The organism is Sphingopyxis flava (genome assembly GCF_900168005.1).
Taxonomy (GTDB): domain Bacteria; phylum Pseudomonadota; class Alphaproteobacteria; order Sphingomonadales; family Sphingomonadaceae; genus Sphingopyxis; species Sphingopyxis flava.
This window is the reverse complement of record NZ_FUYP01000006.1, coordinates 149714-174400: the sequence shown is the minus strand read 5'-3', so window position 1 is coordinate 174400 and position 24687 is coordinate 149714. Positions and strand designations below refer to the sequence as shown.

26 protein-coding genes are annotated in these 24687 nt (G+C 66.0%); 7 read left to right on the top strand and 19 right to left on the bottom strand.

Annotation, left to right across the window (positions count from 1 at the left end; all coding sequences use genetic code 11):
* Window positions 1–22: 22 nt before the first annotated feature.
* From B5X69_RS07030 to nadC, 7 genes are all read right to left on the bottom strand, one after another.
* Window positions 23–1864 carry a tetratricopeptide repeat protein gene (locus tag B5X69_RS07030; protein ID WP_079637974.1) on the bottom strand — a complete coding sequence of 614 codons (1842 nt, stop codon included), beginning with the start codon at window positions 1862–1864 and terminating at the stop codon, window positions 23–25.
* Entirely contained in the window at window positions 1865–3241 is a 1377-nt protein-coding gene (gene prsR, locus B5X69_RS07025) for a PEP-CTERM-box response regulator transcription factor (RefSeq protein ID WP_079638028.1), read from the bottom strand. It lies immediately after the preceding gene.
* Complete coding sequence (gene prsK / locus B5X69_RS07020; RefSeq protein ID WP_079638027.1) at window positions 3241–5349, bottom strand: XrtA/PEP-CTERM system histidine kinase PrsK; 2109 nt, start codon at window positions 5347–5349, stop codon at window positions 3241–3243. The genes prsR and prsK overlap by 1 nt, the downstream gene beginning before the upstream one ends.
* A 2-nt stretch (window positions 5350–5351) precedes the next feature.
* Window positions 5352–6740: a TIGR03013 family XrtA/PEP-CTERM system glycosyltransferase gene (locus tag B5X69_RS07015; RefSeq protein ID WP_079637973.1), complete on the bottom strand. Its 1389-nt coding sequence runs from the start codon at window positions 6738–6740 to the stop codon at window positions 5352–5354.
* 203 nt (window positions 6741–6943) lie between these two features.
* Window positions 6944–7180, bottom strand: coding sequence for a hypothetical protein (locus tag B5X69_RS07010; RefSeq protein WP_079637972.1), 237 nt, complete (start codon window positions 7178–7180; stop codon window positions 6944–6946).
* A 94-nt stretch (window positions 7181–7274) separates the two neighbouring features.
* Window positions 7275–8024, bottom strand: a complete 750-nt coding sequence (locus B5X69_RS07005) for a ribonuclease T2 family protein (protein ID WP_245798660.1) — start codon at window positions 8022–8024, stop codon at window positions 7275–7277.
* Window positions 8025–8091: 67 nt separating this feature from the next.
* Complete coding sequence (nadC, locus tag B5X69_RS07000; protein ID WP_079637971.1) at window positions 8092–8940, bottom strand: carboxylating nicotinate-nucleotide diphosphorylase; 849 nt, start codon at window positions 8938–8940, stop codon at window positions 8092–8094.
* Between the two features lie 106 nt (window positions 8941–9046).
* Here nadC and B5X69_RS06995 point away from each other — a divergent pair, with 106 nt between their 5' ends.
* Window positions 9047–10183, top strand: a complete 1137-nt coding sequence (locus B5X69_RS06995; protein WP_079637970.1) for an NAD(P)H-dependent flavin oxidoreductase — start codon at window positions 9047–9049, stop codon at window positions 10181–10183.
* 150 nt (window positions 10184–10333) lie between these two features.
* Here the strand turns inward: B5X69_RS06995 and B5X69_RS06990 are convergent, their stop codons facing one another.
* Window positions 10334–10783, bottom strand: a complete 450-nt coding sequence (locus B5X69_RS06990; protein WP_079638025.1) for a peptidylprolyl isomerase — start codon at window positions 10781–10783, stop codon at window positions 10334–10336.
* A gap of 172 nt (window positions 10784–10955) precedes the next feature.
* Here B5X69_RS06990 and mgtE point away from each other — a divergent pair, with 172 nt between their 5' ends.
* Window positions 10956–12407, top strand: a complete 1452-nt coding sequence (mgtE, locus tag B5X69_RS06985; protein WP_079637969.1) for a magnesium transporter — start codon at window positions 10956–10958, stop codon at window positions 12405–12407.
* A 227-nt stretch (window positions 12408–12634) separates the two neighbouring features.
* On the top strand, window positions 12635–12763 hold the full coding sequence (locus tag B5X69_RS06980; protein ID WP_079637968.1) for an entericidin A/B family lipoprotein: 129 nt from the start codon (window positions 12635–12637) through the stop codon (window positions 12761–12763).
* Window positions 12764–12783: 20 nt separating this feature from the next.
* Here the strand turns inward: B5X69_RS06980 and tatC are convergent, their stop codons facing one another.
* The 9 genes from tatC to B5X69_RS06935 all read right to left on the bottom strand — a co-directional run bounded on the left by tatC (window position 12784) and on the right by B5X69_RS06935 (window position 20100).
* Window positions 12784–13593 carry a twin-arginine translocase subunit TatC gene (gene tatC, locus B5X69_RS06975; protein ID WP_079637967.1) on the bottom strand — a complete coding sequence of 270 codons (810 nt, stop codon included), beginning with the start codon at window positions 13591–13593 and terminating at the stop codon, window positions 12784–12786.
* Window positions 13590–13967 carry a Sec-independent protein translocase protein TatB gene (gene tatB, locus B5X69_RS06970; protein ID WP_079637966.1) on the bottom strand — a complete coding sequence of 126 codons (378 nt, stop codon included), beginning with the start codon at window positions 13965–13967 and terminating at the stop codon, window positions 13590–13592. Before tatB ends, tatC begins: the two co-directional genes overlap by 4 nt.
* A gap of 32 nt (window positions 13968–13999) precedes the next feature.
* Window positions 14000–14233 (bottom strand): twin-arginine translocase TatA/TatE family subunit, encoded by a 234-nt coding sequence (locus B5X69_RS06965; protein WP_079637964.1) that lies wholly within the window; start codon window positions 14231–14233, stop codon window positions 14000–14002.
* A 70-nt stretch (window positions 14234–14303) separates the two neighbouring features.
* The gene (gene scpB / locus B5X69_RS06960) at window positions 14304–14903 is read right to left on the bottom strand and encodes an SMC-Scp complex subunit ScpB (RefSeq protein ID WP_079637962.1); all 600 of its coding nucleotides are present in this window, start codon (window positions 14901–14903) and stop codon (window positions 14304–14306) included.
* The gene (locus B5X69_RS06955; protein WP_079637961.1) at window positions 14900–15703 is read right to left on the bottom strand and encodes a segregation and condensation protein A; all 804 of its coding nucleotides are present in this window, start codon (window positions 15701–15703) and stop codon (window positions 14900–14902) included. Before B5X69_RS06955 ends, scpB begins: the two co-directional genes overlap by 4 nt.
* A complete protein-coding gene (gene nagZ / locus B5X69_RS06950) occupies window positions 15681–16688 on the bottom strand; it encodes a beta-N-acetylhexosaminidase (protein ID WP_079637959.1) in 1008 nt (335 codons plus the stop codon). The genes B5X69_RS06955 and nagZ overlap by 23 nt, the downstream gene beginning before the upstream one ends.
* Window positions 16689–16793: 105 nt before the next feature.
* On the bottom strand, window positions 16794–17567 hold the full coding sequence (locus B5X69_RS06945; RefSeq protein ID WP_079637957.1) for an SPOR domain-containing protein: 774 nt from the start codon (window positions 17565–17567) through the stop codon (window positions 16794–16796).
* A complete protein-coding gene (argS, locus tag B5X69_RS06940; protein WP_079637956.1) occupies window positions 17567–19294 on the bottom strand; it encodes an arginine--tRNA ligase in 1728 nt (575 codons plus the stop codon). The genes B5X69_RS06945 and argS overlap by 1 nt, the downstream gene beginning before the upstream one ends.
* A gap of 134 nt (window positions 19295–19428) precedes the next feature.
* Entirely contained in the window at window positions 19429–20100 is a 672-nt protein-coding gene (locus tag B5X69_RS06935; RefSeq protein WP_079637954.1) for a hypothetical protein, read from the bottom strand.
* Window positions 20101–20255: 155 nt separating this feature from the next.
* On the opposite strand from B5X69_RS06935, the gene ispH reads away from it, so the two are divergent.
* From ispH to rnhA, 3 genes are read left to right on the top strand one after another with little or no spacing between them, the layout of a single operon-like run.
* Complete coding sequence (gene ispH / locus B5X69_RS06930) at window positions 20256–21233, top strand: 4-hydroxy-3-methylbut-2-enyl diphosphate reductase (RefSeq protein ID WP_079637953.1); 978 nt, start codon at window positions 20256–20258, stop codon at window positions 21231–21233.
* Complete coding sequence (gene thrB, locus B5X69_RS06925) at window positions 21233–22192, top strand: homoserine kinase (RefSeq protein WP_079637951.1); 960 nt, start codon at window positions 21233–21235, stop codon at window positions 22190–22192. The genes ispH and thrB overlap by 1 nt, the downstream gene beginning before the upstream one ends.
* Window positions 22189–22647, top strand: coding sequence for a ribonuclease HI (rnhA, locus tag B5X69_RS06920; protein ID WP_079637950.1), 459 nt, complete (start codon window positions 22189–22191; stop codon window positions 22645–22647). Before thrB ends, rnhA begins: the two co-directional genes overlap by 4 nt.
* A gap of 24 nt (window positions 22648–22671) precedes the next feature.
* Here the strand turns inward: rnhA and B5X69_RS06915 are convergent, their stop codons facing one another.
* Together B5X69_RS06915 and B5X69_RS06910 are read right to left on the bottom strand one after the other, a co-directional pair.
* Window positions 22672–22848: a YegP family protein gene (locus B5X69_RS06915; protein ID WP_079637949.1), complete on the bottom strand. Its 177-nt coding sequence runs from the start codon at window positions 22846–22848 to the stop codon at window positions 22672–22674.
* Between the two features lie 85 nt (window positions 22849–22933).
* Entirely contained in the window at window positions 22934–24064 is a 1131-nt protein-coding gene (locus B5X69_RS06910; protein ID WP_079638024.1) for an NAD(P)/FAD-dependent oxidoreductase, read from the bottom strand.
* Window positions 24065–24191: 127 nt separating this feature from the next.
* Here B5X69_RS06910 and B5X69_RS06905 point away from each other — a divergent pair, with 127 nt between their 5' ends.
* Window positions 24192–24650, top strand: a complete 459-nt coding sequence (locus B5X69_RS06905) for an A24 family peptidase (RefSeq protein ID WP_079637947.1) — start codon at window positions 24192–24194, stop codon at window positions 24648–24650.
* Window positions 24651–24687 lie beyond the last annotated feature (37 nt).

The window sequence follows — 24687 nt, the reverse complement described above, 5'->3', positions numbered from 1 at the left end:
CAAGGGGAAGCGCTCTTTCTCGCTATTTTCCGATCTGCGCTGCCTTTTCGCGCAAATCCACGGCCGCCTGGCGATGACCTTCGCCGCCAAGAAGGTCGGCGTAGATCTCCATGATCTTGCCGTTCAGCGGCTGCAGCCGATAGGCGCGCGCGATCAGGGGCAACGCACGCTTCGTCTCGCCCTTTGCCGCCCAGGCGCGCGCGAGGTCGCGCAACACCGCCGCGTCCCGGTTTCCGATCCGGCGGCGCACCCGCTCGAAATGGGCGATCGCCTGATCCCAATGCTCAAGATCCATTGCAAGATGCCCCGCGAGCCGGTCGGCAGCGACGCTCGAGGGCTGGCTGTCGCGCAGTGCGAGAATCGCCGCGCCCGACCCTGCAGCATCGCCGGTCTGGTAGAGGGCATTGGCAAGCCGCAGCGTGGTGCGCTCGCCCGCGTCGAGGTCGCGCGCCCTGCGATAGGCAACCACCGCGAGGTCATACTCGCCGGCAGCGCGTGCTGCGTCTCCAAACAGAAGATGGGCGTCGGCAACCCCCGGATTGGCGCTGCGCAGCCTTTGCGCGCGCGCGAGAGCACTTTGCATGCGGCCGCTTGCGATGTCGGCACGGATGGCCGGAATCGCTTTGGCCGGATCGAGCGGCGCGGCATCGGCCGCCATCGAAACGAGCCCATAGCTGTTGTCGATTGCGAAAGGGGCCGCATCGCCGCGCGTCATCGCCGCCGCGCGCGCCTGATAGCCAGCCGACGCTTCGCCATCACCGCGTTCGGCGGCCACTCGCGCTGCAAGCAATAGCGACCAGCTGTCGGCATCGCTCCGCGCGACAATCGGCGCCAGCGCCTCAACGGCGCCATCGGCATCGCCGTCGGCCCAGCTCGCCGCAGCGAGAATGCGGCGGGCGGTCCAGTTGTGCGGCTGCTCGGCGATCAGGCGCTCGGCCCAGGTCGCGGCCAGCGCCTCGCCGCCCAGTTCGAGCTCGACGATGGCACTCAGCAGCATGAATGCCGGCTCTTCGTCCATCTGCCCGCCCGTGCGCTGGAGCAGGCTGCGCGCGAGGGGATAGTTGCCGGCGCGCGCCGCGAGCACTGCTTGCAGATAATAGAGGCGGCGATCGCCCGGGACGATCCGCGCGGCTCGGCGCAGCGAGGCAAGCATGTCGCGATAGCGCCCGAGGTCGCCGAACGTCGCAGCCTGGTCGATCAGCGCCCCGGCATTGTCGGGATCGGCGGCGAGCGCCTTTTCGTACCAGGGAAGGGACGCGGTGAGCCCTGCGCGGGTGCGCACCAGATTGGCCTTCAGTGCGAGCGCCTCGCCGTTCGCGGGGTCAAGTTCGATTGCATAATCGGCCGCATCGCGCGCGCCTATCGCGTCGGCATTGGCATCGCGAAAGCGCGCGACGTCGACCCAGAGCGCGGCCTCGCGCGGCAATTCTCGAACGGCGCGGTCAAGCGCCTCGCGCGCTGCGCCAAGGTTGCCGTCTCCAAGGTGAACGACGCCCGCCACCCAGGCCGCCTCGCCCGCCATTTCGGGCGCGACGGGCCCGCTGCCAAGCGTCTTGAGCGCGCGCGCGCCATCGCCTTGCGCTGCGTAGGCGCGCGCGAGGAGCGGGCGCAGCAGCTCGGCGCGCCCGCCTGCGGCGAGCGCGGCCTTGACCGCCGCTTCAGCGGCCACCCCGTCGCGAAGGCGCAGTGCGATACGCGCGAGCTCGACCTGCGCTGCGGCCGACTGCCCCGACGCGGGCGATGCCTGCAGTTCCGCGCGCCGCTTCTCGAGCGCCTCGCGCCCGCTCATCGGCCGCGGCCCGTCGCACCCGGCCAGCAGCGCTGCCGTCAGCAACGCACCCATCCAGACGCGGGGCGGCACCATTCAGGCCTGCATCCGATACTGCTTGAGCAGATCATAGAGCGTCGGGCGGCTGATCCCGAGCAGCTTCGCAGCCGCCGAGATATTGCCCTCGCTCTGTGTCATGGCGCGGCGGATCGCAACGCGGTCGGCTGCCTCGCGCGCGCTGCGCAGGTTGAGCCAATCGGGCTCTTCGCCCGCTTGTCCCCCCGAAAGGTCGAGGTCATCCTTGGTCACCAACTTGCCATCCGCCATGATCACCGCGCGCTTGATGCGGTTTTCAAGCTCGCGGACATTGCCGGGCCAAGGCGCCGCGTCGATCGCCTGAAGCGCATCGGACGCAAAGCCGCGCACACCAGGGTTCATCTCGGGCGCATAATGGTGCAGGAAATGGCGGGCGAGCAGCACCGCATCCCCCGCCCGCTCTGCGAGCGCGGGGATCTTCACCACCATCTCGGCGAGGCGGTAGTAGAGATCCTCGCGAAAGCTACCTTGCGCGATCATCGCATCGAGATCTTGGTGCGTCGCGCAGACGATGCGCGTATCCACTGCGATCGGCTTGCGGCCGCCGATCCGCTCGATCGTCCGTTCCTGGAGGAAGCGCAGGAGCTTGACCTGCAGCGGCAGGGGTATGTCTCCGACTTCGTCGAGGAACAGCGTGCCACCGTGCGCGAGCTCGATCTTGCCCTCGGTCGTCTTGACCGCACCCGTGAACGCGCCTTTCTCATGCCCGAACAATTCGCTTTCGAGCAAGGTCTCGGGGATCGCGGCGCAGTTGATCGCAACGAACGCCCCGTCGCGCCGCGCGCTTGCCTCGTGCAGCCCCCGCGCGAGCAGTTCCTTGCCGGTCCCGCTCGCGCCAAGCAGCATGACGCTCACGCCGAGATCAGCGACGCGCTCGATCGTTCGGGCAACCTTCAGCATCTCGGGCGCCCCGCTGATCATCGCGCCGAGGACGCGGTTGTCCCCTGCGCCCTCGTTGGCGAGACGCGCATTTTCGACCTCGAGCGCGTGGACATGGAAGGCGCGCCGGACAATCAGCCCAAGCTCGTCGATATCGATCGGCTTCTGATAGAAATCCCACGCGCCGTTGGCGATCGCACAAAGCGCGCTTGCGCGCTCACCCTGCCCCGAGACGACGATGACCTTCGTGTCAGGCTTTGCCTCCAGAATCGCGCTCAGCACGCGAAACCCCTCGCGCGTGCCGTCGGCGTCAGGCGGCAGGCCAAGGTCGAGGGTCACCACCGCAGGTTCCTCGGCCCGCAGCAGTTCGATCGCACGGTCATGGCCGCCCGCGATCAGTACCTCATAATCCTCATAAGCCCATTTGAGCTGTGTCTGCAGCCCCGGGTCGTCCTCGACGACCAGGAGCTTTCGCGCCTCGGTCCCCACGCTTGTCATCATCCCACCTTCATCCACTCATTTCCGGCATCGCTCGCGCAATTCTCACCCGCTGCCGGCAGCCACACGGTGAAGCGGCTTCCCTTCCCCGGCTCGCTCATGACGTCGATTGTCCCGCCCATGGCCTGCGCGAGTTGCAGCGCCTCGAACGCCCCGAGCCCAAATCCGCCCTCCTTCGTCGACACGAACGGCTTGAACAGCTCGTCCCTCATGAAGGCGCGGGTCATCCCGGCACCGAGGTCGAGAATGTCGATCCGCACCCGCCCCGCCTCGCGCGCGGCGATCAGCTGCACGGGGGAGCCTTCGGGCGAGGCGTCGATCGCATTGGAGGCGAGCTGCTCGACGATCTGGCGCAGTCCCGCCGCGTCGGCCCATGCGGCAAGCCCCGGCTCGCAGCCGAGGACAAGCGGGGCGCGCGGGCGCATCTGCGCGGCAATATCGCTCAGCACGGGTTCGACAAAGGTCCGCGCGGCCTCGGCGGGCTTGCTCCTTTCGCGCGGCGACAGGCGCGCGAGCAGGCTCGTCAGGCGCCCCGCCGAGAGCTTCAGTGTCTCGACCATGTCGGCGCGGAACTCTGGCTTGTCGGCGTGGCGCTCGGCGTTGCGCGCGAGCAGCGACAATTGGCTCGCCAGATTCTTGATGTCATGCATGATGAAGGCGAAGCGGCGGTTGAACTCGTCGAAGCGCTTCGCCTCCGAAAGCGCCGCCTGGCTCTGCGATTCCGCAAGATAACTCGCCGCCTGCTGCCCCGCGATGCGCAGCACGTCGAGATCCTCCCAATCGAGCGCGCGCGACACGGCCGGCCGGTGAAGCACCACCAGCGCCAGCATTCGCCCGAAATGAAGAACCGGAACCGCGACCCAGACGCGCAAATCCTCAATCAGCCAGTTCGGAAGCGCCAGCTCGTCAACAGCGTCGGCGCCGGCGCGGCGTATCGCGTCGAGGTCTGCGATATGCTGCGTCTCCTGAAAAACGAATGCGCAGCGCAGCGGTAACTCGGCGGCTTCGTCCCCGCCGCCCGGCCAGCGCCAATCGTCGGCGACGCGGAAGGCGCCGTGCGCGTCGGGCAGCATCAGAAGCGCACCGGGGCTGCCCGTTAGCTCGGCGAGAGCCTTGGCAACGCGGCGATGGAGGTTCGTGCTGTCCTCGCTTTCTGCCGCCTGCCCGAGCGTCGCGGTGAAGCGCATCCATTCGGCGCGGTAATCATAGCGATGCTCGAAAAAATGCTTCGAGATCATCACCGAGAGCCATGCCCGCGCGCGGCTCGACAGGAACAATAGCCCCCCTGCCCCGAGCGCGAAGAGCAGGAACAGCCCCTGGGCAAGCTCGCCATAATCTCCCCCTACGAGCCGCGCGACCGCGCCCGTCAGTCCGATCAGCACCAGATAGGCGGCGGCGCCGAGGAGCAGGATCGTGCGCGTCGCGGCGGTGCGCGACAGCCGCATCCGCTCGCGGCCGATGTCCATGGCAGCGACGATGAAAGTCGGCAGGATGAGCAGCGCGGCGGCGGGGAGCAGCAGGATCAGCGTCGTCGCGGGCGCCGCTGTCAGCGCCCCGATCAGTTGGACGTTGAGTTCATATGCCCAGAGCATCGCAAAGCCGCCCGCGACCGCGAGCACGGGCATTCTCAGCCCTGCGCTGCCATGACGCACCCCGCTGTCGACGAGGAGAAGGCCGCCCGATGCGGTGATCATCGCTGCAATCGTGAGCCCGGGCGCCATCCACCCCGCTTGAGGGACAGCGCGCAAGAAGCTCGCGCCCCCGCCGATTGCGGCAACCGCGCAAATGGTCATGAGCAAAGACAGGATCAGCCGCTGCGGCGGCGACATCGGCGCGCGCGCGTTCCAGAAGGTCGCGCCAAGCCATCCGAGCCAGGTGATATTGCGCAGCGCCCGTCCAAGCATCGCCTGCGCGGACCCTGGCCCGAACGCCTCGACGCCAAGACACCAGATCGCGCTCCCCCCGGCCGCCGCGATCAGCCAATGGGGTGCCGGCATCAGTGCCGCCATGCGCGCGCGCGGCCGGCTGAGCAGCCACAAGGTCACCCCGGCAAAGCCCGCCAGGGCGAGCGTCGCAAGGAGTCCCGAAAGGGCAAGAAGCTGGGACACGCCTAGCGCGCCCCATCCGGCCAAAGAACAACGCGCACCGTCTGAAGCAGGATCAAGAGGTCGAGAAAGGGCGAATAATTTTTCGCATAATAAAGATCATATTCGAGCTTGACCCGTGCATCCTCGACCGACGCGCCATAGGGATAATTGATCTGAGCCCAGCCGGTGAGGCCAGGCTTCACCATATGGCGCTCGGCATAATAGGGGAGCGCGCGCGTCAGTTCCTCAACGAAGCTCGGCCGTTCGGGACGCGGCCCGACAAAGCTCATCTCGCCCTTAAGGACGCACCAGGTCTGCGGCAGCTCGTCAATGCGAAGCTTGCGGATGATATGTCCGACACGGGTGACGCGCGGGTCATTCTCGCTCGCCCAGACCGCTTGCCCTGCGGCCTCGGCATCGGTCCGCATCGAGCGGATCTTGACGATATTGTAGGTCTGGCCGAACAGCCCGACCCGGGGCTGGCGATAGAATATCGGTCCCTTGCTATCGAGCTTCACCGCAATCCCCGCGATCAGGATCAGCGGGAGGCCGATCAAGAGAACCGCAAGGCTCGCGACGATGTCGAACAATCGCTTGCTGACCTTGGCGATGCGCTGTCCTGCTGAAAAGCCGTCGGAAAATATAAGAAAGCTGGGGTTTGTGGTGGCCAGGTCGACCCGCCCCGTCTCACGCTCGAGAAAACTCGCCATATCGTTGACGTGCACCCCGGTCGTCTTGACCCGCAAAAGATCGTCAAGCGGGAGCGCTCCGCGCCGCTCCTCTATCGCGAGCACGACCTCGCCGGCGCCGAGCGCAACGGCATGATCGGCAAGGCTCGGCACCGATGCGCGGGGCAGCGCTCCCGGCACCGCCGTCTCGCTCGGCCGCATCGCGACGAAACCGACGATGCTGAGCCCGCTTCCCGGTGCATCGGCAAGCACCTTGAGCCGCGCTGCGCGCGGTCCGGCGCCGAGCACGAGGATGCGGCGGCGAAAGGCGTCAGCGCCCGCGCTCTGCGTCAGCGCGAGTCTGGCGAGCAGGAGTGCTCCGATCGCAAGCAGCATCGCGTAGAGGCTGTTGGCGCGCCACAGCGTCGCATCGGGCAGCAGAAAGCGCAGGACCGACAGGAAAATGACGCCGAGCGAGATCGCAACGAGCAGGCGCGCGGTGGCAAAGCCCATCGCACGGAGCGCCTCGGTTCCGTACATACCGACCGCTATCATCGCGAGTGCGTTGGCAAGCGCAAAGGTGATGATCGGCACCCAGCGCCCTGGAAGCGGCCCGGGGTCGAACCCCATCTGATGCGCATAGATTTGCCACGCCGCCTCCGCCGAGACGAGCAGCGCGGCGAACTCGAACAGCGCGAGCCAGACGACCGCGTGAGGCACATAATGTTTGAACAGCCTGAACATGAAGGATGGCGCGCCCTTTCCGGCGGCCGATCCTAGTGGCGAGGGGTGAAGTGTCGGTTAACTTTACACCTTGTTCCTGCGCAGCGGCCTCATCGCGCATCGCTCGATCTCGTTTCGCGCCGCCTGCCCAAGCCGCTCCGGGTCGGGATCCGCTCGGACGCGGCTTCATCTATCGCTCAATCAGCGGAAGATGTCCTGCTTTTCTAAAGAAGAAACATGATCGTCGCGGTAAAGAACAGGGCGAAACTCTCGAGGAAAAGCCGCACGTCGCGGCTGCTCATGAGCAGGGGCCGCGCGCTGCGTTCGGCCGCGATCGCCCGGCGCAGCGAGCCTTCCCAGTCCGACGGAGCGCGGAGCCGCGCGATGGCCAGCTGCCGTGCGCCATGGTCGCGCACGCGGCCGCGAATATCGATGCGAAGATCGGGGTCGAGTCGGTCCATACCCCGAAGCTAGGAAGATCTTAACGATCCGGTAAGGTTAAAAACGCGTTAAGGCGGCATGCGTCCCGTCCCGGGACGTGTCGCGGGCCTTCGGCTAACGCGGCGGAGGGACGATCCGCACGGCAGCCCGGTCACCGGCGCCCGCCTGGAACGGCTTGCAGCGCTGCGGCCGCATCCGGGGGCCAAGACATATGCGCACTTCGGTGAGCCAGCCCTTGCGGTCGGTTGCGACCGCGATCATCGACGCCCTTACCCCCGGGTTAACGCTCGCAAAGGCGGCGCGGACCGAGTCTGCGGTCTGCGGGCGCGCTGCGAGACCTTTCATGTCGGGAAAGCGCACCGCGCCGAACAGGATCCCGGCGGCGCGGAAATAGGCGGCAGGATTGGGGCTCATGCAGGTGCCATGCTTTGCCCATTCGTGCTGCAACAGCTGCGCCGAAGGCGTCATGCACATGTGACGGCGCAGGACGCTCGTAGGCACGATCTTAGCCGGACGGCACCATTGCGGATAGGCGGGCCCCTCCGCCTCGGGCCATAGACCGTGAAGAACAAAGCCGAAGCGCCCATTCTCCCCTGAACATTGGAAGCGATCGGCCGCCTTCCTCGGATTGGCGGCGCTCGCGCAGCGCTGCGGCGACCAGCTCATGGCCAAAAGATAGCCCGCGATCCTGGGGTTTCGCGCCGGCTCGCCGCGCGGCGGCGTTTCGGGGTGCGGAACCGGGATACGGCCCGGCGCCGTGCAGGCGAACGCCTGCGCCTCGGCATGCGTCGGTGCCAGCATCAAGGCCAGGGCCGCTGAAAAGACCCCGATCTTCGGCTCGCGCCGGGATTTGGGAAGCCGCACTCTTCCCTCGCGCGTCAAGCCGAAACCGCCCAATGGGAAACGCGCGGCAATTCGGTGGCGGACGGCGCTAGGCCAGCGCAAAATCGAGCCCGATGTCGGCGGCGGGCGCCGATTGGGTAAGCCGCCCCACCGACACATAGGTCACCCCGGTTTCGGCGATCGCGCGAATGGTGTCGAGCCGCACCCCGCCCGAGGCTTCGGTGGGAACGCGTCCGGCGACGATCGCAACCGATTCGCGCATGGCCGCAAGATCCATATTGTCGAGCAGCAGGTGCGTCGCGCCGGCGCCAAGCGCGGGCGCGACCTGGTCGAGGCGGTCGACTTCGACGATGATGGTCTCGATTCCGGCGTCCACTGCCCGGCGTACGGCTTCCTCGACCGATCCCGCTACCGCGACGTGATTGTCCTTGATCATCGCGGCGTCCCAGAGCCCCATGCGGTGATTGGTCGCGCCGCCCATTCGGGTTGCATATTTTTCGAGCGCACGAAGGCCGGGAATCGTCTTGCGCGTGTCGAGCAGCGTCGCGCCGGTCCCGGCGATCGCGTCGACATAGGTGCGCGTCAGCGTCGCGATGCCCGACAGGTGCTGCACGGTGTTGAGCGCCGAGCGCTCGGCGGTCAGCATTGCGCGGGCGTTGCCCGACAGGCGGACAAGATCGGTGCCGGGGGCAACGGGCGCGCCCTCCTCGACCAGCACCTCAATGTCCATGTCGGGCGCAAGCGCGCGGAAGAAGCGCACCGCGATGGGCAACCCCGCGACAGCGATCGCGTCGCGGCTGCCCATCACCCCTTCAAAGCGCGCCTCGGCGGGAATCGTCGCGAGGGACGTGATATCGCCGCCGCTGCCGAGATCTTCGGCAAGCGTGGCGCGGACGAAGGCGTCGAGGTCGAAGCCAGGGAGCGAAAATTCGGTCATAGGCCTCCCGCGATAAAGCTTGGGGTCCGCAAATCAACTTGACGTTTACGTCAACTGGCGCTGACATAGGGCGACGCGGCATCCTTGCCGCCTTCGGAGCGACACCATGCAATCCCCCATCTCGACCCTGCTCGGCATCGAATTCCCCCTTCTTGCTTTCTCGCACTGTCGCGACGTCGTCGTCGCCGTGTCGAAAGCCGGCGGCATGGGCGTTTTCGGCGCCGCCGCCCTGTCGCCTGAACGGCTCGAAGAGGAACTGGCCTGGATCGACGCGCATATCGCCGGCCGTCCCTACGGCGTCGACCTCATTGTTCCCAACAGCTTCTCCGGCAAGGGCGAAGCGCCGGCCGCCACCGCACCGCAGGTCCCCGAGACGCACCGGCAGTTTGCGGCTCAAATTCTCGGCCAGTTCGATGTCGACGCCGCGGGGCTCGACCATGCGATGAGCGAGCGGCAGAGCTTCGGGGACAATATGCACGACGAAGGTGCAGCAAGGCTGCTCGAGGTTGCATTCCGCCATCCGATCAGGCTCATCGCCAATGCCCTCGGCGTCCCGCCCCAGCTGATGCTCGATCTTGGAAAGACGCATGACGTTCCTGTCGCGGCGCTTGTCGGCACGCGCGACCATGCGCTCGCGCAGGTGCGCGCGGGGGTCGACATTCTCGTCGTCGCAGGCGGAGAAGCCGGCGGGCACTGCGGCGAAGTCGCGACGATGGTGCTCGTGCCCGAGGTTGCAGCAGCGCTCGATGCGATCGGCGATACGACTCCCATTCTCGCCGCGGGCGGCATTGCCACCGGACGCCAGATGGCGGCGGCGATGGCGATGGGTGCTCACGGCGCTTGGTGCGGGTCGGTGTGGCTGACCACCGCCGAGGCCGAAACCAATCCCGTCGTGAAGGAAAAGATGCTCGCAGCTTCAGCGCGCGATACCGTGCGCTCGAAGAGCCGCACCGGCAAGCCCTCGCGCCAGTTGCGCTCGCCATGGACCGATGCGTGGGAGGCCGAAGGCGCACCGAGGCCGCTTCCGATGCCGCTCCAGTCCTTGGTGAGCGAACCTGCGCTGCGCAAGGTCGATAAATTGTCAGAAGGCGGCCACGAAGGCGCAAAGGCGCTCGCAACCTATTGGGTCGGCCAGGGGGTCGGGCTGATGAACGAAGCGATGAGCGCCGGCCAGGTCGTCCAGGCATTCAAGGAAGACTGGATCGCCGCCTGCGAGCGACTGAACGGCTTTCTGGGAGAGTGACGAGCAAGGCCTCCCCCTCCTGATGCTGCGGGGACGGCGGCCGTCCGCGGCGTGAAGCCGCAGGATGCGAAGCGTCCAGGTTGCCTTCGGGGATGCCCCGCATTGGCCCTCCCCATGCCTTGGGGCATGGAGAGGGGCCAAGAGCGATTATCAGGAAACCGCCGCCTTGATGATCTTGCCGGGCTCGCGCGGCGGCTCGCCCTTGGGCAGCGCGTCGACATTCTCCATGCCTTCGATCACTTCGCCCCAGACGGTGTACTGGTTGTCGAGGAAGCGGGCATCCTCGAAGCAGATGAAGAATTGGCTGTTCGCGCTGTTGGGGTTCTGCGCGCGCGCCATCGAACAGATGCCGCGCACGTGCGGTTCGCTGTTGAATTCTGCCGGAAGGTCGGGAAGCGGGCTGCCGCCCATGCCAGTCCCCGTCGGATCACCGCCCTGCGCCATGAAGCCGGGGATGACGCGGTGAAAGACAACGCCATCGTAGAAGCCTTCGCTGGCGAGCTGGCTGATCCGCTCGACATGCTTGGGCGCAAGATCGGGGCGCAGGCGGATGACGACGTCGCCGGTCGACAGCGACAGGGTAAGGGTCTGGTCGGACATGGAGGGCTCCTCATGGATTGGATGGGCGGTGCCATAGCGGGCGCAGCCGGCAAAGCCACCCATTAATTGCCCGCGCTGCCTTGGCCGGCGTTGCCAAGCCTGCCCTGCGGGACTAGGGGGAAATTCGGTTCACGAGGCTGTTTCGGCCGATCATGACAGGGAGGGCCGCGCGATGGAAGAACGCGAAGATTCCCTGCACCCCCAAGACGATATGCCGACCGATGACCGCGACCGCGGCGGCGAAGGTGCAAGTCAGGAGACCGAGCTCGACGAGGATGATCGGCTGAAGCCCGAATTCGTGAGCGACGTGCTCGCGCTCGCCGAAGCTGGCGAACATGAAGCGGCGCGCGAGCGTATCGGCCGCCTCCACCCCGCCGATATCGCCGACCTTTTTGAGCTGGTGTCCGACGAGGACCGGCCGCTGCTCGCCTCGGTCCTTGGCGACATGCTCTCCCCGGACGTGCTCGCCGAAATGAACGAGCATGTGCGCGAGCGGCTGATCGACCTGCTCGCGCCCGAACAGGTGGCGGAAATCGCCTCCGAACTCGACACCGACGACGCGGTCGCAATCATCGAGGACATGGAGGAGGATGAGCAGCAAGCCGTCCTTCAGGCGATGGAGCCCGAGGACCGCGCCGCGATCGAGGATGCGCTCTCCTTCCCCGAGGAATCAGCCGGCCGCCTGATGCAGCGCGACCTTGTGGCAGTGCCCGAGCATGTCCGCGTCGGCGACGTCATCGACCGGTTGCGTGAAGACACTGAGCTCACGAGCGATTTTTGGGAAATCTTTGTCGTCGACCCGATGCACCGCCCGGTGGGAACGTGCCAGCTCAGCTGGATCCTGCGCACCCCGCGCGACATAGCGATCAGCGACGTGATGAAGCGCGAGCAGACGCTGATCCCGGTCGACATGGACCAGGAAGAGGTCGCGCTTCGCTTCCAGAAATATGCCCTGATCTCGGCCGCGGTCGTCGACAAGGCAGGTAGGCTCGTCGGCATGATCACCGTCGACGACATCGTCCACATCATTCAGGAAGAAGCGGGCGAAGATATTTTGCGCCTGTCCGGCGCCGGCGACGGCGACATCAATGAGCCGATCCGCCAAACCTATGCCGCGCGGGTGCGCTGGCTGATTGCCAATCTCGGCACCGCGCTCGTCGCCTCGACGATTGTCGGCCTGTTCGGCGGCGCGATCGAGCATATGGTGGCGCTCGCGGCGCTCATGCCGATTGTCGCAGGCGTCGGCGGCAATGCGGGAACGCAGACGCTTGCGGTGACGGTTCGGGCGCTCGCGATGAACCAGCTCACCGACTCGAACAGCTGGCGCGCCGTCTGGCGCGAGATGAAGATCGCGCTGCTCAACGGCGGAACGATCGCGCTGATCGCGGGAAGCGCGACCGCCCTCTGGTTCTCCAACCCCGGCCTTGGCGGCGTGATCGCAGCCGCCATGATCGTGAATATTTTCGTCGCCGGGGTGGCGGGCGTCGCCATACCCCTGCTCCTCGACAGGCTCGATCAGGATCCGGCGGTTGCGAGTTCTATCTTCGTCACCATGACGACCGATTCCATGGGCTTTCTCGCCTTTCTGGGGCTCGCAGTGGCGAGCGGCCTTACCGCGCTTTGATCGCAAACTTTTGAAATCCAAGCGATTCAAACGAAATGCGAAAAAAAGTGGGGCGGGGCGCATTTTTTTGGGAACTTATCCGCCATCAGGCTCGTTTCCTTTTCGAGCAGCGGTCATCGCCCCCCCGCAGCGCTGCTCAGCAACATTGGCCCGGCCCGCATTCCCTCCCCCCCCCTCGAACGCGTGCCGGGCCATTTTGCCCATTGAAGCCCGCAAGAGGTGATCGAATGACGAACGTCCGTATTATCCTTCTCACCCTGCTCGCCAGCTTTCTGGTCGCTGGCTGCAATACGGTGAAGGGCGTCGGCCGCGATATCGAATCGGTTGGCCAGGCCGGCTCAGACGCGATCAACTAAGAGCCCCAGCGTCGCTTACCCTAACCCTCTTCGAGGGGCTCAGGCGCCGCTTCGGCGCCTGTTTTGTTCCGCCGTCGCTGCGTGAACCAGATGGCAAAGAGCGACAGTTCGTACAGCAGGATCAGCGGGACCGCGAGCAGGAACTGGCTGAGCACATCGGGCGGCGTTGCGACTGCGGCGATCCCGAAGGCGGCGACGATCATGTAGCGCCGCGCCGATACGAGCTGCTCGCGCGTGACCAGTCCCGACCGCTCGATCAGCATCAGGAGGATCGGCAGGAGGAACGCGATGCCGAACGCCATGATGAACTGCATGATGAAGCTGAGGTAATTGCCGACCGAGGGCAGCGCCTCCTGCGTCACCCCGCCGACGTTGCCTTGATATCCAAGCAGGAATTTGAGCGCCAAGGGCACGGTCACGAAATAGGCAAAGCTGGCGCCGATCGCGAAGAGCACAGGGGTTGCAAAGAGAAAAGGCAGGAGCGCCTTCTTTTCCTGGCGATAAAGGCCCGGCGCCACGAATTTCCAGAGCTGGTTGGCGATCACCGGAAAGGCGATCATCATCGCTGCGAACAGCGCGACCTTGATCTCGACAAAAAAGGCCTCGAACAACTGGGTGTAGATGAGCTTTCCCTGACCTGCCTGCACGAGCGGCTGGACAAGAATGCCGAAAATCGGCCGCGCGAAATAAAGGCATGCCCCAAAGGCGACGGCAATGGCGAGCAGTGACTTCAAAAGGCGCGAGCGCAGCTCGATCAAATGGTCGAGGAGCGGCATCTTGCCGCCGGCGCCGTCATCCTCATCATCCGCCAGCGGTGTTTGGGCCGTCATGGCAGGGGTCCGTCCCTCGGCGGCATGGCATGGGTCTCATCTTGCTCGGGCGATGCGGCCGCGGCGGCCGCATCCTCGTCTTGAGCGGTCTCGCCGGCCGGTGCAGGAATGGCCGGCGGGGTCGGCTCGGCATCGACACGCGGGAACTCGCGCATGATCGCCTCATTCTGTGCGCGCCACTGCTTTTCCAGTTCCTCAAGCTCGGCCTCGCGCATCATCGTGTCGAGGCCGGCACGAAAATGGCGCGCCATTCCGCGCGCCTTGCCTACCCATTTGCCGACGAACCGCATCGCCTTGGGAAGGTCCTTGGGGCCTATGACAACCAGGGCGACGACAATGACGAGCAGTAGCTCGGTGGGCGCAACGTCGAACATTTACCAGCCCAATTCCCGCAGACGGACGAAAATCAGCGGTTTTCGGTTTCCGCGGTCGGAGCGGGAGTGACCGACGGGTCCGGTGTGCGCTGCCCTTCGATGTGGCGCGGCGCCGGCGGCGGCGTGTCGTCGTCCGCCATGCCCTTCTTGAAACTTTTGATGCCCTTGGCAACGTCGCCCATCATGTCGGAGAAGCGCCCCTTGCCGAACAAGAGCAGCACGATGACGCCGAAAACCAGCCAGTGCCAGATGCTCAAACCACCCATCTCAAAATCTCCTTGCGCCGACCATATAGGGGGGACCGGCGCGCATTGCACGTGGCGACATCAAAAAATCCTAGGCCTCTTCGCCGTCCTTGACCAGATCCAGCTCGCCCATCGCCTCTTCATACGCAAGGTCGACGGGGTCAAGGAGGCCTGCGGCGCGCAAATCATCGATACCCGGCAGATCCTTGCGGCTGCCAAGTCCGAAATGCTGTAGAAACGCGTCGGTCGTCCGATAGATCAGCGGACGGCCAGGCACCTCGCGCCGACCCGCGGGCGCGACCCATTCGGCCTCCATCAGCACGTCGAGCGTGCCTTTCGAGGTCTGAACGCCGCGAATCGCCTCGATCTCGGCGCGGCTGACGGGCTCATGGTAGGCGATGATGGCAAGAACCTCTGACGCTGCGCGCGAGAGCTTGCGCGGATCGTCGCGCTCACGGCGGAGGAGATGCGCAAGGTCAGCAGGCGTCTGGAAGTGCCAGTGCCCGCCGCGTTCAACCAGTTCGATGCCGCTTCCCGCATGGCGCGCAGCGATCTTCTGGACGATCGCGCGCACCTCGCCTGCCGTCACCTCGTCACCGAGGCGGGCCGCAAGCCGCCGCGGGTCGAGGGGTTGGTCGCTGACGAAAATCATGGCCTCAAGGGCCCGCTCGCGATCGTCGATGGGGGTCATGCCGATGCAGCCTTCAGATAAAGCGGCTCGAACGCGCCGTCCTGCTTCAAGTCGATCCGACCCTGCCGCGCAAGTTCGAGCGCTGCAAGAAAACTCGATGCAATCGCCGAGCGGCGTAGCGGCCCCACATAACCGGGCGGAAGAAAGTCGGACAGTTCGGCCCAGTCGAGCTTGATCCCGATCATGCGCTCGAGGTGATGAAGGGCCGCATCGAGCGTGACCACGGGGCGCCTTGCGACCATATGGACAACGGGCTCGGTGCGCAGCTTGACCTGCCCATAGGCTGCAAGCAGGTCGTAAAGAGTGGCGTCCCATCGCCGAACCCTGACATCGCGCAGCCCCTCAGGCTTTGATCGCAGGAAGACATCGCGGCCGACCCGGTCGCGCGCAAGAAGGCGCGCCGCAGCCTCGCGCATCGCGGCAAGCCGCTGGAGGCGAAGCTGGAGCCGCAGCGCAAGTTCGTCGGGCGAGGGGTCCTCGGCCGGATCCTTGGGCAGCAGCAAGGCCGATTTGAGATAGGCAAGCCAGGCGGCCATCACGAGATAATCGGCCGCGACTTCGAGCTTTAGAGCCCGCATTTCCGTAATGAAGGCAAGATATTGTTCGACCAGCGCGAGGATCGATATCTGCCGCAGATCGACCTTCTGGCTTCGCGCGAGGGCCAGCAGCAGGTCGAGCGGCCCCTCCCAGCTTTCGAGGCTGAGTTGCAGCGCATCCTCGCGCTCCGCGGCTTGGGGAGCCAGCTCGAAATCGAGTGGCAACTCCTCCACCGGCGCCTCAGGCGATCGCGAGCAGCGCATCGCGCTGGTCAACGAGCATCGCAAACTTCCGGGGATCGCGCACGCCCGCGATCCGGTCCATCGCGCCTTCCAGGCGCGAGAGCGCTTTCTCGCTGATCGGGTCGAGCGCGTTCGCGATTCCGATCATGTCGTCCATCTTCCCCCAGCAATTGAGCGCGATGTCGCAGCCCGCCGCAATCGCCGCGGCTGCGCGCGAGGGGACATCGCCCGACAGCGCCTTCATGTCGAGATCGTCCGTCATCAGCAGGCCGTGAAAGCCAATGCGCTGACGGATGACGCTGTCGATGATCAGCGGCGACAAGGTGGCGGGGCGATCCGGGTCCCACGCGCTGAACACGACATGACAGGTCATCGCCATCGCCGCGTCGCGCAGCGCTGCAAAGGGAGCAAGGTCGGTCTGCAGATCGTGGTCGCTCGCCGTGACGACAGGCAATTCCTCGTGCGAGTCGAGCAGAGCGCGGCCGTGGCCCGGAATATGCTTGACGATGCCAACGACGCCGCCGTCCTGGAGCCCGGAGAGGATCGCGCGCCCGAGCGCTGCGACGCGCATCGGCTCGCTTCCGAGCGCCCGGTCGCCGATGATATCGCTCGCGCCTGGCTGGCGAACATCGAGCAGCGGCAGGCAATCGACGGTAATTCCGACCTCGGCGAGCATGGAGGCAAGCGCCATGGCGTTGAGCCGCGCCGCCTCGATGGCGCTCGCCGGTGCCCGCTCATAGAGGGCATCAAAAGCCGCGCCACTTGGAAAATCGGGCCATTCGGGCGATTTCATCCGCGCCACGCGTCCGCCCTCCTGGTCGATCAGGATCGGCAAATGGGTGCGGCCATCGAGCGAACGCAGATCGTCGGTAAGGCGCCTGAGCTGCTCGCGATTCTCGATGTTGCGGCCAAAGAGGATATAACCGGCGGGCCCGCTATCGCGAAAGAAGGCGCGCTCATCGTCGCTCAGCGTCAGGCCCGAAAGGCCGAAAATTGCGGGTATCATGCGTCAACCTCCATAGGCTGGCGCCCCCTCACGCGGCAACCAAGGGACGCATCATGCCATAGCGGCGGATACGAACCAACGTCGGTTGCGGCGAAACGGGCCGAATCAGCGGACGATATCGCAATTCTCCCCTGCTACCCGTAGTTTACCGCATAAAGTCTTGGCGTTGGCAGCCGTCCCTGCCGCGACGCGAAGGCGATAGACCTTGCTGCCGCCCACATCCGCCGCCGATACAAAGCGGTTGAGTTCGGCAAGATAGGCAAAGCGCTTCGAAAGGTTCGCCCAGGCCTTGTTCGCCGCCGCCTCGCTCCGGAACGCGCCGAGCTGAACAAGGGCGCCTCCGGCTTCGGCCGGTGCGCTCGCCGCGCTGTCGACGGCGGTTTTCACCGACCTTGCGGTGGGGGCCGCCCCGCCGCTGCCCGCCGCGGCAGCACGCGCCGGCTCGGCTTTCGCCGCGGCCTTGTCAGCGGCCTGTTTCGCCGCGGCAGCTTTCGCCGCCGCCTCGCGTTCGGCGGGCGTCACCGCAGGTTCCTCGGGCATCCGGCTCGGATCCACCCGCCCCGCGGGCTCCACGCCCTCGCTCGCGGCGAAGCTTGCATCCCCTTCGCCCTCGAAGGTCCGCGAGGCATCGTTGCTCGGCACGACCTTATAGTCGCCCGGCTGCGCTGCGATCAGTTCGCCATGGCCGCGTGCCCCGCCGTTCTGGAGCCACCAGAGCCCCCCGAGCACGGCACCGATCAGGAGGAGGCCGCCCAGGACCATGACAAGCAGGCGGGTCGGCGAAACCTCCGGATCGTCGTCATAATCGTCCGCCGCCTCCAGCCAGGGCAGCCGATCCTCGGCCTCCAATCCCAGCCCCCCATCCCCGTTATCGCCCATCAAGCCATCTCCTCGAGCGCGTCGACCCCCATCAGGTGCAACCCATTGCGGATAACCTGCCCGATTCCATCGGCCAAATAAAGCCGCGTCGCCGTCAGGCCGGGATCAGCAGGCAAAATCACGCGCGCCTCGGGGCGATCGTTGCCCATGTTCCACCAGGCATGAAAGGCAGCCGCCACGTCGCCGAGATAGAAGGCGATGCGGTGCGGCTCGCGCGCCGATGCGGCTGCCTCGACGATGCGGGGAAATTGCGCGAGAAGCTTCACGAGGCCCAGTTCATAGGCATCGAGGCGCGCCACGTCGGGTGAAGCGGCCGCGATGCCTGCCTCGGCCAGCTTCCGCTTCAAGGAAGCGATCCGCGCATGGGCGTATTGGACATAGAAGACCGGATTGTCGCGCGACGCCTCGACGACCTTGGCAAAGTCGAAATCCATCTGGGCATCGGCCTTGCGCGTCAGCATGGTGAAGCGCACCGCATCCTTGCCGACTTCATCGACAATGTCGGCGAGCGTCACGAAATTGCCGGCCCGCTTCGACATCTTGAACGGTTCGCCATTCTTGAGAAGGCGCACCATTTGGACGAGCTTGACGTCGAAACGCGTCTTTCCGCCGGTCAGCGCGGCGACTGCCGCCTTGATCCGCTTGACGGTGCCTGCGTGGTCGGCGCCCCAGATGTCGATCAGCTCGTCGGCGCTCTGGGCCTTTTGATAATGGTAGGCAAGGTCGGCGCCGAAATAGGTCCAGCTACCGTCCGATTTCCTGATCGGCCGGTCCTGATCGTCGCCAAATTGGGTCGAGCGGAAAAGCGGCAGTTCGACCGGTTCCCAATCTTCAGGCGTCTCGCCTTTGGGCGCTTCGAGCAAGCCGTCATAGACGAGCCCCTGCTCGCGCAGCCACGCCTCGGCCGCCGCCGGCTTTCCCTCCGCCTGCAGTTCAGCTTCCGACGAGAAAAGATCGTGATGGATGCCAAGCTTCGCAAGATCGCCGCGGATCATGTCCATCATCGCGCTGACCGCCTCGGCGCGGAACAGGCCGAGCCAGGCGCTTTCAGGCGCACCGACGAAACGCTCGCCATATTCGGCCGCGAGGCTTTGCGCGACCGGCTTCAGATAGTCGCCGGGATAAAGGCCTTCAGGGATGACGCCGATATCCTCGCCGAGGGCCTCGCGGTAGCGCATGTGAACCGAGCGCGCGAGAACATCGACCTGCGCGCCTGCATCATTGACATAATATTCGCGGATCACCTTGTGCCCGGCAAATTCGAGCAAAGCGGCAAGCGCATCTCCGACCACGGCGCCGCGGCAATGGCCGACGTGCATCGGTCCGGTGGGGTTGGCAGAGACATATTCGATATTGACCCGGCGGCCTTCGCCCATCGCCGAACGGCCATAATCCGCGCCCTTTTCGTGAATCAGCGCAAGCTCTTCGCGCCAGCTGTCATCGGCGAGGCGCAAGTTGATGAAGCCTGGCCCCGCAACGCTCGCCTCGGTGACCTCGCCGAGCCCGCCGAGCTCGGCGGCGAGCAGTTCGGCGAGCGCGCGCGGGTTCATGCCTGCGGGCTTGGCGAGCACCATCGCGGCGTTCGTTGCAACATCGCCGTGCGCGGGATCGCGCGGGGGCTCGACGCTGATCGCGCTCCTCTCGAGCCCCGCCGGCAGGGCATTTCTGGCGGCAAGCGCATCGAGCGCGGCGCCGATATGATCGGAAAAGCGGCTGAAGAGGGTCATGAAAGGGACCTATACTGGTTCAAGGGATTGAAGCGCGCCCTATCGCAGCTTGGGCAGCACGAAAAGCCCTGCGCCGCCGCCGGGCGCCGCAGGGCATCGACGATGCGACGGGCGCCGCCGCGCCATCGCGGCACCTATCGTCGGACGTTATATTCGAGCTGTTCGGGCGTCAGCTGGAAGCCGACGAGCAGTTCAAAGCTGGCGCGCTGCACCGCCGCCCTCACCTCGGGAAGGCTGAGCGGATCGATAGCCGCATCGGCATCACCAGGCTTGCGCTTGCGCGTGATGCGCTCCTGAATGTCGGCGGGCAAGGTCGCCGCGGCCGCATCGACATAGGCCGACGCCTGCGCATGGCCCGACCCGCGGGTCTCGCCATCGGCAAAGCTGACGGTCACCTGACCAAGGCGCTTCGCCACCACCGCGGTCCCGCCCTGCACGACCGTTGCGAAATAGGGCAAGGTCACGCTGCGGGGAGGTCCCGCATCGCGGCGCGTGGCCACGACGTCGAAATCGGCGAGCTGATAGATTTTCTCGCCCGTGTCGTTGCACTGGGGCGTGAGCTTGGTGATCGTCGCTACGACGTCGATCGCGGCCGCGTCGCGGCGCGTCGCCGGGTCGAACAGAGTAATGTCGCCGGTATGCAGCGGAATCGCGACCGCGGGGCATTTGTCGCGCGTCGCGGTGACGCCGACCCCCGCCGAGATGTCGAGCTCATTGTCGCGTCCGCAGCCGGCCGCCGTCGCCATGGCCGCGACCCCGCAAAGGATGGCGATGGTCTTGCGGGACGAGGAGGAAGTCGGCTTCATAAGGGTCAGGCTTTCCAATCGGCGGGACGGGGCGGGGTCGTTCCCGCTCCATGCGCGCCGCTTCTTATCGGTGCGATGAACGAGGCGCAACAGGCAGGCGCCCGCCCCACAAGCCGCTTTACCGCAGACGGCCACCTACGCTAGAGCGCTGCAGCATGAACGCACCGCTCAAAATGGCGTCCCCGCTTCCGGCCGAAACGGCGGAACTCAAGGTATTGATCGCGGCGCCGCGCGGATTCTGCGCCGGCGTCGACCGGGCGATCCGCATCGTCGAACTCGCGATCGAACGCTTCGGGGCGCCCGTCTATGTGCGCCATGAAATCGTCCACAATCGCTATGTCGTCGACAAGCTGAAGGCCCAGGGCGCAGTCTTCGTCGAATCGCTCGATCAGGTCCCCGATGGCGTTCCGGTGGTGTTCAGCGCGCACGGCGTTCCCAAGGCTGTGCCCGCGAAGGCCGCAGCGCGCGGGCTCGATTATATCGACGCGACCTGCCCCTTGGTCTCGAAAGTGCACCGGCAGGCAGAGCGCGCGCATGAGGCAGGACGCCACATCGTCTTCATCGGCCATGCGGGGCATCCCGAGGTCGTGGGCACGCTCGGGCAGCTTCCCGAAGGCGCGATGACGCTGGTCGAATCGGTCGACGATGTCGCCCGCCTGACGCCGCCCGATCCTGGGATGCTCGCCTATCTCACCCAGACGACCTTGTCCGTTGACGATACGCGCGACATCGTCGCCGCGCTTGAGCACCGCTTTCCGGGCATCCAGGGGCCCCGCGGAGAGGACATCTGTTACGCGACATCGAACCGGCAGGCCGCGGTAAAGGCGATCGCGGGCCGGTGCGACCGGATGATCGTGATCGGTGCTCCGAACAGCTCGAACAGCCTTCGCCTCGTTGAGGTTGCCGAGCGGCTCGGCACCCCCGCGCACCTCGTTCAGCGCGGCGAGGATATTGCACTCGAATGGCTGGCGGATATCGCAACGCTCGGCATCACCGCGGGCGCGAGCGCGCCCGAGACGCTCGTGCGCGAAGTAATCGCTGCCGTGGCGAAGCACCGCAGAATCGTCGAGGACGTCGTCGTCACGGCGCAGGAGAATATGATCTTCAAGCTGCCGCGCGGGCTCGAAAACTGATGGCGGTCTATACCGAGGTCGATCCCGACGACCTGGCCGCTCTCATTGCCCGCTACGACATCGGGACCGTCCGGTCGTGCAAGGGCATTGCCGAAGGCGTTGAGAACAGCAATTTCCTCCTGGAGACGACGAACGGGCGTTTTATCCTGACGCTCTATGAAAAGCGCGTCCGCGCCGACGAGCTGCCCTTTTTCGTCGACCTGCTTGGCCATCTCGCTGCCAAGGGCTGCCCGGTGCCCGCGATGATCCGCGACCGCAGCGGTGCGGCGATCCAGCAGATTTCGGGGCGCGCTGCCTGCATTATCCAGTTCCTTCCCGGCATCTCGCTGACCCGCCCGAGCGCCGCCCAGTGCGAAGCTGCCGGCGCCGCGCTCGCCCGGACCCACCGGGCGCTTGAAGATTTCGCGGGCGCTCGCGAGAACAATATGGGATATCGGCATTGGCGCGAGATCGCAAAGGCCGCGGGTGATCTCGACACGGTGCTGCCGGGACTGGGCGCGATCGTCGATGCCGAACTCGACTATCTGGACGCGCACTGGCCTTCCGGCCTCCCCTCGCATGTTATCCACGCAGACCTATTTCCCGACAATGTGCTCATGCTCGGCGACGAGGTGACGGGGCTGATCGACTTCTATTTCGCCGCGAGTGACTATCGCGCCTATGATCTTGCCGTCACGCACGCGTCATGGACCTTCTCCTCCGACGGAAAACGCTGCGATCCGGCGCGCGCCGCGGCCTTGATGCGCGGCTATGCGCGCGAGATCGCGCTCACCGGCGAAGAGATCGCCGCCTTGCCCCTCCTCGCGCGCGGCGCCTCGCTCCGTTTCCTGCTGACACGCGCCCACGACTGGATCCACACGCCCGCAGGCGCGCTCGTGACGCGCAAGGACCCCTCGCCCTTTCTCGCGCGGCTGCGCCGCTACTCTGCTCCCGATGCGATGGACCTTTTTGCGGCATGACGGCGAGCCCAGGCAGAACCGTGATCGTTGCGACCGACGGCGCATGCAAGGGCAATCCGGGCCCGGGCGGCTGGGGTGCGGTGCTGCGCTGGGGCGATGTCGTGAAGACGATATCGGGCGGTGAGGCGGAGACCACCAACAACCGGATGGAATTGATGGCCGCGATCGAGGCGCTGGCCACATTGAAGCGCAGCTGCCGCGTCGAGTTGTCCACCGACAGCGTCTATGTTCGCGACGGCATCACGAAATGGATCCACGGCTGGCAACGGAACGGCTGGAAGACCGCCGCGAAAAAGCCCGTCGCAAACGCCGATCTGTGGCAGCGCCTCGCGGCCGAGACAAAAAGGCACGAGATCGAATGGCTGTGGGTCAAGGGCCACGCCGGGCACGGCGACAATGAGCTTGCCGACCGGCTTGCAAGTGACGCGGCGCTTGCCGCGGCGCGGGCGCGCTAAGCGCCCCGCACCGGCTTATCAAACCTACTCAGCTTCGCGCGTCTCGGCGCCGGGCCCATTCTTCTTGATCGATTCGATGGCGTTCTTCGCCGAGGCCTTGCTGCTGTAGCCCTCGGTCCAAAAGATGGTTTCGCTATTATATTTGAAATAGGCGACGAATTCGCCTGCCTTGTTCTTCTTGATCTCGAAATAATGAGCCATCGGGTCCTCCACCAAGCGGAGCCGCCAGGATGCGCGGCTAACCCATGTTAAGGCGCTCGCCGCGGCGCGCAAGCGCTTCGATGGGTCAGGAAAAGCGGCCCGGCGCATATGGGCGGGGATCGACCGCCCCGATCGCGCCCCCGGGCGCCGGCGCCCCGAGCTGGGCTGCAAGCAGCGCGGAAATGGCAGGCGAGGTCTGGATGCCGAATCCGCCCTGCCCCGCGCACCAGATGAACGCAGGCTCGCGAGGGTCCGCGCCGAACACCGGCAGACGGTCGGGCGCGAAGCTTCGCAGTCCCGCCCATTTGCGCTCGACCGCGGCGACCGGCCAGTCGACCGCCCCCTGGAGCCGCTCGATCGCGAGCGCGACGTCGATTTCCTCGGGCGCCGCATCGCAGGGCTCGGAAGGCGTTTCATCATGCGGGCTCAGCCAAATGCGGCCCTCGCTCTCACCCTTGAAATAGAATTGGCCGCCCACATGGACGATCAGCGGCAGGGCGGCCGGCACCGGCACGCCGAGTCGCACCTGGAGCACGGTGCGCCGATACGGCTGAATGGCGAGCGGTTCGACGCCGCAGGCCGCTGCGACCCCGTCCGCCCAGGCGCCCGCCGCGTTCACGATGACATCCGCGATCATCTCGCCCCGCCCCGTCTCGACATGCCAACGCCCGCGCCGCCGGCTCGCCGCGACGAGCCGCGCGCGCGGAACCAGCATTGCGCCTGCGCGCTTTGCTGCGCGCAAATAGGCGGCGTGGAGCGCCGCGACGTCGATATCGCTGCACGCCGCCTCATAGGCAGCCTCGGTCCAGTCGGAGCGAATGCCCGGCACTTTTTCTCTCATCTCGGCCGTCCCAAGACGCACGACGTCGACGCCCTTGGCGGCAAAGGCCCCCGTAAAAGCGTCGACCGCTTCCCTTTCCTCGCGGCGCCCGATCGTAAGCGCCGCTCGCGGCGTAAGAAAGGGACGATCGGAAAGATCGGCCGGGGGGTGCGCGAGCGCGGCGTAGGAGGCGGCCGAAAGCGGCTGTATGCCGACCCCGCCATAGCTTTCGTGCCAGAAGGCGGCCGAACGTCCGGTGGCGTGAACGCCGGGGCGATCCTCCGCCTCGATCATCACAATCTGCCGGTGCGGCGCGAGCGCGGCCGCGAGGCTCGCCCCCGCAATCCCGGCGCCGACAATCAGAATATCGGTGGCATGGGTCGGCGCGTCGCTCATGCCAAGGCGCATATCGCCCCGCGCGGGGAATGCAAGCCGGGTGGCGGCCGTCAACATGGTTACGCTTTGGTAAGCCATCCTTGCTACCGGAAATGCTGTGGGACACAATCCGACCGCTCTTGGCCTGATGGCACTTCTCGCCGCGCTGATGATCGCTGCTGCGATCAGCGACTTGCGCTCGCGCACGATTTCCAATGCGCTGAACGGAGCGATGGCCCTTCTCGCCATCCCCTTCTGGCTTGCGAGCGGTCTCATGGCCTGGCCCGACATCCCGCTTCAGCTCGGGGCCGCCCTGGGCGTCTTCCTGGCTTTTGTCGGGCTCTTCGCAATCGGCGCCATGGGCGGCGGAGACGTCAAGATGATCGGCGCGGTGATGCTCTGGATCCCGCTGCCTTTGTTCATGCCGACGCTCACCGTGATGGCGATCGCCGGCGGACTGCTGTCCGCCGCCATGCTCATATACATCAAACTGCGTCCATCCGACACGCCGATTGAGGTCCCCTACGGGGTTGCGATCGCGGCGGCGGGTCTTTGGGCGCTTCACCAACATTATCTTAACCAGTTTCAGTCTATCGCATCGGCTTGAGGGAAAGCACGGCCGTTTCCGGTGCGTGCAGGAGGGC